This window comes from Acidisarcina polymorpha (genome assembly GCF_003330725.1).
Classification (GTDB): Bacteria; Acidobacteriota; Terriglobia; order Terriglobales; family Acidobacteriaceae; genus Acidisarcina; species Acidisarcina polymorpha.
This window is the reverse complement of record NZ_CP030840.1, coordinates 1,594,037-1,606,594: the sequence shown is the minus strand read 5'-3', so window position 1 is coordinate 1,606,594 and position 12,558 is coordinate 1,594,037. Positions and strand designations below refer to the sequence as shown.

Below are 12,558 nucleotides of genomic sequence, written 5' to 3'. Positions count from 1 at the left end.
CAGGTCCTCACTCAGGCAGGCTGTTCCAGGGATTGCTCGCCTCCATCAAAGGCGATTCCGTTGCGGCTCGAACCTTTCACCCAGTACATCCGGGCGTCGGCGACGCGAAGGATTTCATGACCGGACTTGCCGTCCTCGGGGAAGCTGGCTACTCCGAAACTGGCGGTCACGTCGATATGCAAATCATTCGAAACATCATGGGGTCCATTGCGAAACGAGTAGAGCAGACGATTCGCTACTTGAATCGCTTTGCGCTTGCCGGTAGCGGGCAGTAGAACGATGAACTCGTCTCCTCCATAGCGGAAAACGAGATCGATGCTTCTGACTTGAGACCTGATCGTACCGCTTACCGCAGCGAGTAGACGGCTGCCAATCTGGTGGCCGTATTGATCGTTCACCAGCTTGAAGTTATCGAGATCGATAAAGATTAGGCTCATCGGCAGGTTGAGCCGCTCCGAACGTTTCATCTCGTTCCGCAGCGATTCAGCGAAATGACGAAGATTATAGAGTCCAGTGCACTCATCAAGGATGGTCAATTCCTGCACTCGCTCGAAGGCTCGCGCATTTTCGATCGCGATCGCTGCAAAATCACAGAGCACAAGAAGGAACGAGATTGCGTAATCAGAAAATGTATCGGGCGGCAAATTAAAGAGCTGGATGACGCCTAACGTGCGCAGACGCGAACGCAGAGGTATGCAGACCGCGGAACGAACCTCAAAGCCCAGGTGGGAATCAACTCCTATTTCAGCAAGAGGATGTTTCGAGGTTTCCGGGACGATCAGCGTCTCACCCCGTTCTGCCACCCAACCAGCCATGCTTTGCCCGTAAGGAACCCGCACTTCGGACAACTGACTTCCGTAGCGGCCGTCCGCAATCGCATAGTAAAGGTCGCGGCGCGATTCGTCGGTCAATAACAGCGCCCAGGTTTCAGGACGAAAAAACCGCTGCATCTGCCGCATGATCGTCGTCAGAATGGATTCAAGATCCAGCGACGATGTGAGCGCGCGTGCGATCTCGTGGAAGACCATCAGGTCTGCCATAGAGCCCGCTGCTGTAACTGGCTTCCCAGACATTGTGGATCCTGACTGCGCCATTTCCTAGGCAATTGAAAGTGGCACAAAGCTGGACAAGCGAGCCATCCCTAGCATGCCAAGATCGTCCGTGAAATTAGTCGCTGGGATCTCATGCTCTCCAAGCGTGATCCAGCGTTCAATTTCATTCTTGGGTTTGATGTTGTTAAATGGTACTACATGCCGTCGTAGTTCGGCCCGTCGCCTCCTTCTGGAGGCACCCAGGTAATGATCTGGTACGGATCGGCAATGTCACAGGTCTTGCAATGAACGCAATTTGCGAAATTAATCTGTAAGCGTTTGGCGGAGCTCGCTAGAGTGCCATTGCCACCCGCATCGCCTTCTGTCCTCACGATCGAATCCTCCACCATCTCGTAAACCGCCGCGGGACAGAAGTATTGACAGGGGTTGCCGAACTCCTTGACGCAGCGGGTGTTGCAGATGTCCAGATCAGCTATTACCAGGTGAGTAGGCTGGTCGTCCTCATGGCGGGTCCCCGAGTAGTAGACGTCGGTGAGGCGGTCGAAAGTAATTTTGCCGTCTCCCTGCGCATTGCCCAGAAATGCTTCGCGGCCATGGCTATGCTCGCCCAGAGTGTCGAGCTGGCGCATATTCTCGAACCCTGCCCGGTTGGTAAAATCGGGTCCAAGATTGCCGCCTCGAAGCACTTGTTGCACCCCCGCCTTAACCAGCCCGTCGATCAGGCCATGCTCAAAACCCTGATGGAAGTTCCGCACCGGGTAGAGTTCCTCTCGTATCCAGCTTTCGTCCACCCGGCGCTTATAGTCGCCGAGTTGAGCACTCGAGAATTTCTTCTGAATCAGCGCGTCATAAGCAGTTTCCGCCGCGAGCATTCCCGACTTGATGGCGAGATGGATGCCCTTGAGTCGCTGGGAGTTGAGAAAGCTGGCACTATCTCCTAGCAGCATCCAACCGTTGCCCCCGAGGCGTGGCATTGTGAGCCATCCCCCGTAAGGCAGGCTCTTCGCGCCATAGCGGACCATCTTGCCGCCTTCGAGCAGTCGACGAATGAACGGGTGGCTCTTGAAGCTCTGAAAGACGTGATTGGGGTCAGTCCGGGGATCCTGATAATCGAGGCCGGTGACGTATCCCAGAGAGATCTCGGTATCGCTGATTCCATAGATCCAGGCGCCCCCATATTCTCGTGTGGTCAGCGGATACCCCAGGGTGTAAATCACCTCGCCCTTGGCTATGCGCCCCGCGGGGATCTCCCAAAGCTCTTTGACCCCGAGGCCGTAGGTCTGGGCGTGATCAGGGTCCTCCAGATCAAGGCGCTGGATGAGCTGCTTTGCGCAGTTCCCGCGAGTCCCTTCGGCCAGGATCGTGACCTTGGAATGCAGGTCATAGCCGGGTTCAAAATTAGCTTTGCGCTCACCCTGCTTATTCACCCCTTTATCGTCCGTGCGGACACCGGCCACGACGTCTCCGCCCTGATCGAAGAGCAGTTCCGCGCCCGCGAAGCCAGTGAAGATGGTGATGCCGCTTTCCTCCACCTTCGCAGCCAGCCATTTCACAAACTTATTGATGGAGATGACATAGTTGCCATGATCACGGAGCGGCGGAGGGACGATCGGAAATTTGTGCTGGCCTGTCCTGGTGAGAAAAAAAACCGATTCCTTTGTGACCTCGGCGTCCATTGGCGCTTCGGCTTCGAAGCCTGGTAAAAGCTCGCGCATCGAACGCGGATCGAGCAGCGCGCCGGAAAGACAATGCTGTCCTGCTTCTCGAGCTTTCTCCAGGACATAGATGTTTTCTTTGCTGAGTGGAGCCTCAGGATCGTGAAGATTATGGTTGTCGATCAGCTGCGAAAGGCGCAATGCACAAGCCAGTCCAGCCGGCCCTCCGCCCACGATGACGACATCGGCATCCATCTGAGGACGATCGATGTTGTCGATCGGTTTACGAAAATGAATCTCATTCATGAGGTGATTGCTCAGCTGCCCTGGCCTTGCTGGACCGCACTCTTTTGTAGCGGATCAATCAAAGGGAAGGCAAGTCGGGAAAGGAAAGCCAAGAGGGGAAAGGGAAGGCAAGTAGTCCGAGTTCTTCGGCATCGGAGTTGGGGAAACTTAAAAAGACAACTCCAAAGTTTGATGCCACATCCTAATTCGACGAACCGGGGAGATGCCAGCCGGACTTAGCAAGTGTTTGTTCACCGTCGAATCAGTCAGGGCCAATGCCCCTAAATCGCCGCGACCTGCGGCGACAAGAAGGTCGAAGCGCATCATCGAGGAACGCATGCAACATTTAAAGAGTACGCTGTTTGGTCCCATTCTTACGTCTTTGACTCTGATGGCGATATTGGCGGTCTTTCAACCCGCTCTCGCTCAAAATCAACCTGACAACTCCGGGCAAAACAAACAGCAGAATACGACGGCTGATCAGCAAAGCAGCGCCAGCAGCGATCGCCAAATGACTGCGAAGATCCGCAAAGCTCTGGTTGCGGATAAAAAACTTTCGATGTACGCCCACAACGTGAAAATCATCGTCAGGCAAGGCGCGGTCACTCTCAAAGGGCCCGTGCATTCCGACGATGAAAAACAGAAGATTCAAGACCTGGCAGCGCAGATCGCGGGCGCGGACAAGGTGACCAATCAAATTACCGTCCAGCCCCAGTAGGCGTCCGCTTCGCCGGTAAGTTGCTGCGTCAGATAACGATCACGCCCTAACAACTTTGTCTCGATTTGCCCAAGGAGAACTACTATGGCAGGTAAGAATACGGCAGTCTATGGGATTTACCCGAATATTGAAAGCGCCGAAAAGGCCGTTGATGTGCTCGTCGCCCAGGGATTCTCGGAGCAGGATGTCTCCGTCCTGATGGCCGACACCGAGAGCAACAAACAGTTCGCTCACCAGAAACACACTAAGGCCCCGGAAGGCACCGCGGCTGGTGTGACCGCTGGCGGCGTAGTCGGCGGCACCGTTGGATTATTGGCTGGTCTGGGAGCACTGGCAATTCCCGGGGTCGGCCCACTCATCGCTGCCGGGCCGATCATGGGCGCGCTGGCCGGCTTCGGAGTCGGTGGCGCAGTCGGGGGTCTGGTCGGCGCCTTAGTTGGCGCAGGCATCCCGGAGTACGAAGCGAAACGCTACGAGGGACGCGTCAAGGACGGTGGTGTGCTTCTTTCCGTGCACTGCGAGACCAGCGAAGAAATCACCAGCGCCAAGAATCTGCTGAAAGGCTCGGGCGCCGACGATATTGCTTCGTCCAGTGAGGGTTCAGCTGGCAAACGCGACACCGACGCAGTGCGCGAAGGAGAAAAGGTTCATACGACAACTTATTAGTCAGCGGCCCGATATCTGAGTTGAAACTGGAACCAGAGGGATGAGCGCAAGCTCATCCCTCGCTGTCTTTAAGAGGCCCACGAACTTAGGAAATCATCTTCACGTTAGCTAACAGGTTGATGCTTGCGCGCACTCAATCCTGCAGGGATCAACCCGCCGCTTTGACCTTCTTGATCTCTTCCGTCAAGGCTGGCACGATATCGAAAAGGTTTCCAACGACGCCCACGTCGGCGATCTCGAATATCGGCGCTTCCGCGTCTTTATTAATGGCAACGATGGTTCCTGAGCCTTTCATGCCAACGATGTGCTGGATAGCCCCGCTGATTCCTAAGGCGATGTAGAGCTTCGGTGCCACAGTCTGACCGGAGCTACCGATTTGACGATCCAGAGGAAGCCATCCGTTGTCGCAGATCGGACGAGAGGCAGCCATATCTCCGCCCAGCGCGTCGGCAAGGGCCTCGGCGATAGCCAGGTTCTTCTGTTCCCGTATGCCGCGGCCCACAGCGACGATCACCTCTGCCTGGCCCAGGTCAACTGCCTGCTTGGCTTCCTGAAAGACTTCATGAGGAACCACCCGGGAGGATGCGAGCGGCTCCGCCACCGTCATCGTCTCGAGAGGAGCCGAGCCGGGCTCCACCTGGTCGCCACGAAAGGCTCCATTCTGAATGGTAGCGAGCCAGGGTTCTTCTCCGGCAAACGAGACGTCCGCCGCAAATTTGCCTTGAAACATCTGCCGGGTGAAGAGTAGCCGGCCCGACTCGAACTTGAATCCGGTACTGTCGGATATCAAGGTGCGATCGAGCGCCAGCGCCAGTCGAGGCGCAAAATCCCTGACCTGATAGGTATGTGGAAAGAGAACCAGCTTCGGCTGCTTTTCTTTCAGAAATTGGCCCATAGCCTGAACATAGGCGTCATAGGTGTAGGTTTCGAGGGAGGGCGACTCGAGCAGGTAGACTTTTTTGACCGCTTTAGTGGCAAGCTCGGCAGCGGCGGCGCTGAGCTCGTGGCCGGGTAGAACTACCTCGACGATCCAGCCAGTTTCATGGGCAATGGATTGCGCGGCTGCTATGGTTTCGAACGAGACGCGATTCAGTTTGCCTTCGCGTTGTTCGGCGACTACGAGGATGGTGTCTGGCATGAGGTTGTCTGGCGCTCGACGGAGGTGACCAACATAGATCCGCCACCGTCCTTCAACTCATTCAAAAACAAAGCGGAGATCTCAAAATTCGGGCGCCCCGCGGCGGAGCGCAGACCCGATGCCAATCAGCACAACAGCAGCAACCCAGACAATGGCGTCGTAGTAGAACATCGGATGAATCCATCCTGGAGAATAAGTCAGATCCTGGCCGACCCAGAGCCAAAGGACGACGCCGATGATCGCCAAAAGCCCGGCAATCACTTGAAGAGTCAACCCCCAGGCACGACGCTTATCCAGATGCTCTACCTGGTTCGGGGTGAGGTTGCGTTCCTCAAAGGGAATCAGCATGTTGGCCATTCATCTTCTCCTGCATTCGATAGCGGGGGCCGCAAGACCACTGCGAAAGCAGCTCCTGCGGAAACTGCAAATTGAATAAAACTCGACCCCACCCCACATTAAATCACGCGGGAGTGGTTCTTGAGATGTTCGACGATCTTCTTTGCGATCTCAGCAGAGGATCCAGTGATCATTTCGGTCTTCTTTTGCTTCGCGGGGATATAAAGCCGCTCAATTTTTTGCCGGTTTCGTCCCAGTTTGGCTTTGATCTCCGCAAAGCTGACCTTGCGGACCGGCTTCATCTTGGCCTGCTTGATGCCAATGAGAGTGGCATAGCGGAGCTTATTGATACCGCTCTGAATCATCAATACCGCGGGCAAGGGCAGATCGATGTATTGATAGTGGCCTGCCTCAAGTTCGCGCTTGAGCGTGACTCCCGATTCTGTCTTCTCGATCCCGATGACAATGGTCGCATGAGGCAAGCCGAGAATCTCGGCCAGCAGAATCCCCGTCTGCGCCGCGCCGAAATCATCAGACTGCAGTCCGGTGACGATCAGATCGAAGCTTTCAGATTCAATGGCGGCGGCCAGCGCGCGCGCCGTATTTGCCGAGTCCAACTGAACAAACCGATCGTCGTCGAGGTGAATCGCGCGGTCGGCGCCTTTGGCCAACGCCTCCCGAAGCACAGATTGTGCGCGGGCGGGCCCGGCAGTGATCACCACGACCTCGCCGCCGTGCTTCTCTCTCTGCCGCAGCGCCTCTTCGAGCGCATAAGCGTCTGGTTCATTCACCTCGTAGGAGACGTCATCGCGAATCCAGGTGCCCGATTCGTTCAGCTTGAGTGGTGCGTCTTTTTGGGGGACTTGCTTGATGCAGACGAGGATCTTCATGGGTTCGCATTCATAACGGCGGCAACCGCCCAGTATAGCGGAAGGGTCCTGCTTCCATTTAGCTACTGGCTTGCCAGATCAATGCTTCAAAGCTTGAACAGTTCTCGCAGGCGCCGGGTCTGGGCACGGCTGACGGGAATCTCCGTCTGCTTCTTGTCCGCCATCCTGAGCTGATAACTCGACTTGAACCATGGCACGACTTCCTTGATGTGATTGATGTTCACCACATAGGAGCGGTGCGCTCTCCAGAAGATTGCGGGGTCGAGCAAGTCCAGCAGTTCTTCGAGCGTGCGGCATTTCGATTGGCCTTCGAGCAAGGGAGTGGCGACCGAGATTGTTCCCTCATCGATAGCCGCGTAGCAGATATCTTTCTGGTCGATAAGCAGGAGCCGGCTTTGGGCCTGAACTACAATCTTCCCCGACTGGAGATTCGAAACGGAAGGCCGCGCGCCTGCCTGTTGCTGCTCCATCAGTCTCAGCAATGCTTCAATCCGGGTGCCGGTACTGTCGGGAGCACTGCTTTGCGCACGGTCTTCCCCTGATGAAGCGTGCATATCTGTCGTGCCCGAGTCCTGGACGCGTTGCCGGATCCGATCCAGCGCCTGGAGGACACGGGCATGATCGAAGGGTTTCAGCAGATAATCGATCGCGTTCACGTCAAAGGCGCGAACAGCATACTGATCGAAAGCGGTCGCGAATATAATCTGAGGCAAAGGGTACCCGTCTTTGAGTTCGCTCTTTTGTAGTTCGACCAGCCGCTTCAAAACCGCAAAACCATCAAGGCCCGGCATCTGCACGTCGAGGAAGACGACGTCCGGATGATGCGACTGGATAAGTTCTACGGCCTCGATCCCGTTGCGGCCCTGGGCAAGAACGTCAATGTCCCCCTCGTCGCGAAGCAGGTACTCGAGCTCTTCGCGGGCGAGTTGTTCGTCGTCGATGATCAGTGCGGTTATAGACATTGCGAGCCGACACCTGAGTATAGAAGATTTAAAGACTTGTGGCTCTCGTCCAACGGAGCGCTGTCTTCTTCGGATCGCCGCCAAAACGCAGGTTCAAGGCATCGCCGCGGAGCACCAGGTAGGTAAATAGAGCCGCGTCCACAATCACTTCGTGGATGAGCAACGGGTGGCGGAACTCGAAGCCGGTCGCTTTCATGGGCCGCCCAACTGCCGTTTCCAGCTAAGACTGAAATGCTCGTAAACGAGAGGGCGTGTTGTCCGCTGCCAGGTCATGCCCGCAATGAACGCAGTATTGGTCCGTCGCAGAAACACTGCGATAGCATTGTCCGCAGCAAGCCGAGATCTGGCAGGCGCACTGCGGACAGAAATGGAAGTCCGCCTGGGTGCGTGTCCCACAGGCTGGGCAGCGGGATATGATTGGCTGGCGCAGCAGGAAGTAGAGCACAGAACCGATCCCCCCGGGCATAATGAGACAGATCGCGATCCAGAATCGGAGACTCATCGAGCGGCGTGGGGCGTCCTGGCTGACGTAGCCGACCATCAGGACGTATAACGCCGCCAGCGCGCTCCACGAAAGCGCGAAATAGATACGGAAGCCAACCGGCGGCGGTGGATGATTGCGATGCTCCGGCATCACGATCCAAAAGAAGTACTGAACGATGACAAAGACGAGGGCAGCAATTGCCACCGACCACCGTGGGATGAGCCGCATCTCATCGGCAAAAGTCGTACCTGTATCAGGGTCCCGGAGAGTTGTGGAGTCTTTCATCGCTTGATGATTGCTGGATAGAATCAAACCACGCTTGCATGTGGTCTCAGCAAAACAGACGGCCTACGAAGGTTAAAAGTTCCTTCGCCCGTAGCGCAGCGGTTGGTGGCTTTTCCAGCTCGCAATCAGAGCAGCAATGATTGCGGAGAAGAGAGTCAAAGCAAACAAGGTAACCATTGCCGGAAGATCGGAAAAATGCTCACCGGCAAAGATCTCATCGACACCGCTCCACAAGGCGGGAGTAAGTAGCGTCAACAGACTTACCGCGAGCAGTAGTGTGAATCCCTTATTCCGGCGGCGTCTCGCCCGGTCTTCGCGAAGGTTGGTCGCGGCCTCTCGAACGGCGCGCCGCGTTCGCTGGGCAACCGCGAGACTGGCACTGGCGCTTAGCCCATTCAGCGCTTGCACGATCTCCGGGTCGAACAACTCCGACCCTTCTTTGGAGGATGGCTCGGGGTTCATACCGCGCCTCTTCTGCTTTCGCGTAAGGAGTGCCTCGAGAGCGTCGCTGCTTTTCCGCCCGTGAGCGGCGCTTCGGAGACCGCGGCGATTCGCGGCTTCAATGCGGCAAGCCCGCGATAGAGCCGAGACTTTACCGTCGAAAGCGGTGCGCGGGTAACGGCGGCAATTTCATCGAGCGCCAAATCTTCATGAAAACGCAGCACCAATACCTCCCGATGCAACGGATCCAGCGTCAGAAGCGCCTCGGTGACGCGCTGTCCATCCTCCTGCGTTTTGTAGTGATCGAAAGGATTCGGTGCGTCGCTCGCGACTTCAAAAGGACGTTCATCTTCAGTCGACTCGCACATCTCGTCGAGCGAAGCCATCGTGCGCTTGCGCCGGAGGTCGATCAGCAGATTGCGGGCGATGGTAAAAAGCCAGGTATCGAAGCGCGCATTTCCGTTGTACTGCGCTCCCCGCAACAGGACGCGCATCCAGGTCTCCTGGAAAAGATCTTCAGCCACCTCGCGATTGCCAGTGAGGTACAGCAGATACCTGAGCAAACGATGCTGGTAGCGAACAATCAGTTCGTCCAGGAGGTTGGCGTCTTGCCGCTTGAGACCTTGGGCGATGACGGCGTTTTCCGCCTTCGACTGCTCGGTCAAGGTGAAGGTAGCGGCGCCCATGGCTTTCTCAGAGACGGTCGGCATGATCTTTAAGACGCGGGAGGAGGGTGAATCGATTATTTATTTCTGCAGGGCCCGACACCGGCATGGAAATCCAGCACCGCTAGGAGTGAGGTGCCGCGCGGCCAGAGTAGTCTGACGAGATCGGGATAGACTGAGAAGATGGAAGTTTTGTACGGTCTCCATCCCGTGCAGGAGGCTCTGCGCGCTGGGTTGCGGCGTTTTGACCACATTTGCGTGGCCAAGGAACGGACGGACGCGCGCCTGCAACAGATCATTGATGCCTGCCGGGAAGCTGGTGTTCGGCTGCGTTTCGAGCCGAGAGAACAGTTGACGCGGATAGCCCAGACCTCCGCACACCAGGGCGTGGTGGCGGTTGTGAGAGAGGCGTCCGTATTGGATCTGGAGGATCTGCTGGAATCGAGCTCCTCCGGTAAGGCGCGGCTTCTACTGGCGCTCGACGGCGTCGAAGACCCGCAGAATCTGGGCGCGCTCCTACGGACGGCGGATGGCGCCGGTGTCGATGGGGTGGTGCTAACCGAGCGGCGCTCGGCGCCCCTGAGTCCGGTCGCCATCAAGGCCTCTGCCGGTGCTTCGGAGCATATTCGCATTGCGCGGGTGGTCAACCTGGTGCGAGCGCTGGAGCAGATGAAGGCCGCGAATATCTGGTCGGTGGGCCTCGATGAGAGAGGTTCGCTCGACTACGACGAGTTCGACTTCACAGGGGATTGCGTCCTCGTGCTCGGTCGCGAAGGCGCAGGTCTGCATGACTTGGTCAAGAAGACCTGCGACCACTTACTGAAGATTCCGATGTTGGGTGGAGTGTCGTCCCTCAATGTGTCGGCTGCTGGCGCCGTGGTGCTGTATGAGGCCGCGCGGCAAAGAAGAGCACGATCGGTGGCGGGAGCGGGTCTCACCAACCCTGCCCCGGCAAAGAAGCGGAAGGGTTTGGGTTCATGAGTGGTTGGCAGTGGACGACAGTTATAGTTTTGGGAAGCTTGTTGAGCGCGAACAATTCGAGGGGACAACAGGGAGGATCTTCCCCAGCTTCGCCTCCTTCGACATCGCCGTCCACGCCGCAGACGACCCCGGGGAGCCCGGCTCCAGACGACCAGCAACCGCCGGCAGGAAGCGGCAAGGTGCTCTTCTCGCGGTCTCTAGAAGATGACAAGGCGAACGGCGACAAGGTCGCTGAACCGTCGGCCGCCGGCCAGGCAGTCCAGAAGCAGAACTCTCCACGGGGAATGTCAGCCGCTACCGTCGCCCGATTTCAAGCAACCGACGCGGAGCGGAATGCTCTGACTTTCCTCGCCTACGATCTGGACGTTCGCCTCGTCCCTCGTCAGGAGTCCATCGCGGTTCGAGCGCGTCTCCGGGTTCGCAATGATGGAGACAAGCCGCTCGAGCGGATCGCCTTGCAGCTATCTTCAGCGCTCAAGTGGGAGCAGATGCGCACAGCTGGCGCAGGAGTGAGCTTCGCCCAGCACCTGCTCGATAGCGATGCCGACCACACCGGCGCGGTCAATGAGGCCGTGATCACGTTGCCGCGCGCGCTTGCGCCGCAAGAGGAATTGCAGCTCGAGGTTCTCTACAGTGGGCAGATCTCCCTGAATGGAGAGCGGCTGGAGCGGATCGGCGCCCCCACAGCCGCTGCGGAAAAGTCGGATTGGGACAGGATTTCCGCAGACTTTGTCGGCATGCGCGGCTTTGGAAACGTACTCTGGTACCCGGTCAGCGCCCCCCCGGTGCTGCTCGGCGATGGAGCCAAGCTTTTTGCCGAAATGGGCAAGCAGAAACAGCGTCAGCAGCAGGCGACCATGAAAATGTCGGTGACCGCGGAGTTCACTGCGGAAATTGCGACGCCAAACCTCGCCCTTCTTAACGGACATGTCGTGCCAGTGGTCGAGACGGCTGCGCCCGAGAATTCTCATGCGGGAGTCATTACTGCGTCTCTTCCCGAGACGACTTTGGGCTTCTCGGCGCCCAGCCTGTTCTTGCTTGCGCGTCGCAAGGTGCAAGGCAGCGGCGTGCAGATATTCGCCGCGGCCGAAGATGTGGCCAGCACCCAAAGCCTGCAGACGGCGGTCAGGGAGGTGACCCCGCTGGTGCAACAGTGGCTGGGGCAGAAGCCGAATGCGCTATTGACGGTAGTGGGCCTCGCCGAGGCCAACGATGCCCCCGCGGAAGAGCGCGACGTGTTTTTGGCAGGCTTCAAGGCGTCTCCCGACCCTCACGAGCTGGATAATGCGATGGTCCACTCCCTCGCGCATGCGTACTTTGCTTCTCCCCGTCCATGGCTGAACGAGGGTGTAGCCCAATTTCTCGGAAGCTTGTGGGTTGAACAGGTTGATGGGCGGAAGACGGCTCTCGAATCCATGGCGTCGGAGCGAGGAGCGCTGTCGCTCGCAGAGCCCGCAACTCCTGGCGAGACTGGCGGCGAGGATTTGCTGGATGCCTCCGATCCGGTCTTCTATCGGACCAAGTCTGTCTATGTGCTGTGGATGCTCCGTGACTTGGCCGGCGATGCCGCGCTCGCCGCAGCGCTCCGCTCGTATCATCCCGAGCAGGACACCACCTCAGACTACTTCGAGCGCTTGTTGGAAAAGGCAAGTGGCAAGGACTTGAAGTGGTTCTTCGATGCCTGGATCTATCATGATCGCGGACTGGCCGATCTTTCGATCACCGGGGTCTTTCCCAGCAAAGCCTCTGTCGCCGGCCAGTGGCTGGTAGCCGTGGACATTGCAAACGACGGTTTCGCCGAGGTCGAGGTGCCGGTGATCGTGCGATCCCGGGATACGACTGTGGCTGAGCGGCTGCGGGTACCGGCCCGGGGAACCGTCTCCCACCGCATGTTGATTGGCAGCCTGCCTACTGAAATTCAGGTGAATGACGGCACCGTTCCCGAGGTCGCGGAGAGTATCCACCTGCATACGCTGACGGCAGAGGCGAAGTAAGCCATT

The 12,558-nt window shown here is 57.6% G+C and carries 14 protein-coding genes; 4 read left to right on the top strand and 10 right to left on the bottom strand.

What is annotated here, in order from left to right:
* Positions 1 to 11: 11 nt before the first annotated feature.
* Complete coding sequence (locus ACPOL_RS07100; RefSeq protein WP_236657295.1) at positions 12 to 1,040, bottom strand: GGDEF domain-containing protein; 1,029 nt, start codon at positions 1,038 to 1,040, stop codon at positions 12 to 14.
* 206 nt (positions 1,041 to 1,246) lie between these two features.
* Positions 1,247 to 3,013 carry an electron transfer flavoprotein-ubiquinone oxidoreductase gene (locus ACPOL_RS07095; RefSeq protein WP_114206432.1) on the bottom strand — a complete coding sequence of 589 codons (1,767 nt, stop codon included), beginning with the start codon at positions 3,011 to 3,013 and terminating at the stop codon, positions 1,247 to 1,249.
* 316 nt (positions 3,014 to 3,329) lie between these two features.
* On the opposite strand from ACPOL_RS07095, the gene ACPOL_RS07090 reads away from it, so the two are divergent.
* Both ACPOL_RS07090 and ACPOL_RS07085 read left to right on the top strand, forming a co-directional pair.
* Positions 3,330 to 3,710, top strand: coding sequence for a BON domain-containing protein (locus ACPOL_RS07090; RefSeq protein WP_114206431.1), 381 nt, complete (start codon positions 3,330 to 3,332; stop codon positions 3,708 to 3,710).
* A gap of 84 nt (positions 3,711 to 3,794) precedes the next feature.
* Positions 3,795 to 4,376 (top strand): general stress protein, encoded by a 582-nt coding sequence (locus ACPOL_RS07085; RefSeq protein ID WP_114206430.1) that lies wholly within the window; start codon positions 3,795 to 3,797, stop codon positions 4,374 to 4,376.
* A 148-nt stretch (positions 4,377 to 4,524) separates the two neighbouring features.
* Here ACPOL_RS07085 and ACPOL_RS07080 read toward each other — a convergent pair whose 3' ends face one another.
* From ACPOL_RS07080 to ACPOL_RS07050, 8 genes are all read right to left on the bottom strand, one after another.
* Positions 4,525 to 5,514 carry an electron transfer flavoprotein subunit alpha/FixB family protein gene (locus tag ACPOL_RS07080; protein ID WP_114206429.1) on the bottom strand — a complete coding sequence of 330 codons (990 nt, stop codon included), beginning with the start codon at positions 5,512 to 5,514 and terminating at the stop codon, positions 4,525 to 4,527.
* Between the two features lie 81 nt (positions 5,515 to 5,595).
* Positions 5,596 to 5,871 (bottom strand): hypothetical protein, encoded by a 276-nt coding sequence (locus ACPOL_RS07075; protein ID WP_114206428.1) that lies wholly within the window; start codon positions 5,869 to 5,871, stop codon positions 5,596 to 5,598.
* Positions 5,872 to 5,969: 98 nt separating this feature from the next.
* The gene (locus ACPOL_RS07070) at positions 5,970 to 6,740 is read right to left on the bottom strand and encodes an electron transfer flavoprotein subunit beta/FixA family protein (protein ID WP_114206427.1); all 771 of its coding nucleotides are present in this window, start codon (positions 6,738 to 6,740) and stop codon (positions 5,970 to 5,972) included.
* An 86-nt stretch (positions 6,741 to 6,826) separates the two neighbouring features.
* Positions 6,827 to 7,702: a LytR/AlgR family response regulator transcription factor gene (locus tag ACPOL_RS07065; RefSeq protein ID WP_114206426.1), complete on the bottom strand. Its 876-nt coding sequence runs from the start codon at positions 7,700 to 7,702 to the stop codon at positions 6,827 to 6,829.
* A gap of 28 nt (positions 7,703 to 7,730) precedes the next feature.
* On the bottom strand, positions 7,731 to 7,898 hold the full coding sequence (locus tag ACPOL_RS33460) for a hypothetical protein (protein WP_161557237.1): 168 nt from the start codon (positions 7,896 to 7,898) through the stop codon (positions 7,731 to 7,733).
* Positions 7,899 to 7,922: 24 nt separating this feature from the next.
* Positions 7,923 to 8,471 (bottom strand): zinc ribbon domain-containing protein, encoded by a 549-nt coding sequence (locus ACPOL_RS07060; RefSeq protein ID WP_236657294.1) that lies wholly within the window; start codon positions 8,469 to 8,471, stop codon positions 7,923 to 7,925.
* Between the two features lie 72 nt (positions 8,472 to 8,543).
* Positions 8,544 to 8,933: a hypothetical protein gene (locus tag ACPOL_RS07055; RefSeq protein ID WP_114206425.1), complete on the bottom strand. Its 390-nt coding sequence runs from the start codon at positions 8,931 to 8,933 to the stop codon at positions 8,544 to 8,546.
* Positions 8,930 to 9,622: an RNA polymerase sigma factor gene (locus tag ACPOL_RS07050; protein ID WP_236657293.1), complete on the bottom strand. Its 693-nt coding sequence runs from the start codon at positions 9,620 to 9,622 to the stop codon at positions 8,930 to 8,932. The genes ACPOL_RS07055 and ACPOL_RS07050 overlap by 4 nt, the downstream gene beginning before the upstream one ends.
* 138 nt (positions 9,623 to 9,760) lie before the next feature.
* Here ACPOL_RS07050 and rlmB point away from each other — a divergent pair, with 138 nt between their 5' ends.
* On the top strand, positions 9,761 to 10,558 hold the full coding sequence (rlmB, locus tag ACPOL_RS07045; RefSeq protein WP_114206423.1) for a 23S rRNA (guanosine(2251)-2'-O)-methyltransferase RlmB: 798 nt from the start codon (positions 9,761 to 9,763) through the stop codon (positions 10,556 to 10,558).
* A gap of 41 nt (positions 10,559 to 10,599) precedes the next feature.
* Positions 10,600 to 12,552 carry a M1 family aminopeptidase gene (locus tag ACPOL_RS07040; protein WP_150132930.1) on the top strand — a complete coding sequence of 651 codons (1,953 nt, stop codon included), beginning with the start codon at positions 10,600 to 10,602 and terminating at the stop codon, positions 12,550 to 12,552.
* Positions 12,553 to 12,558: the final 6 nt, after the last annotated feature.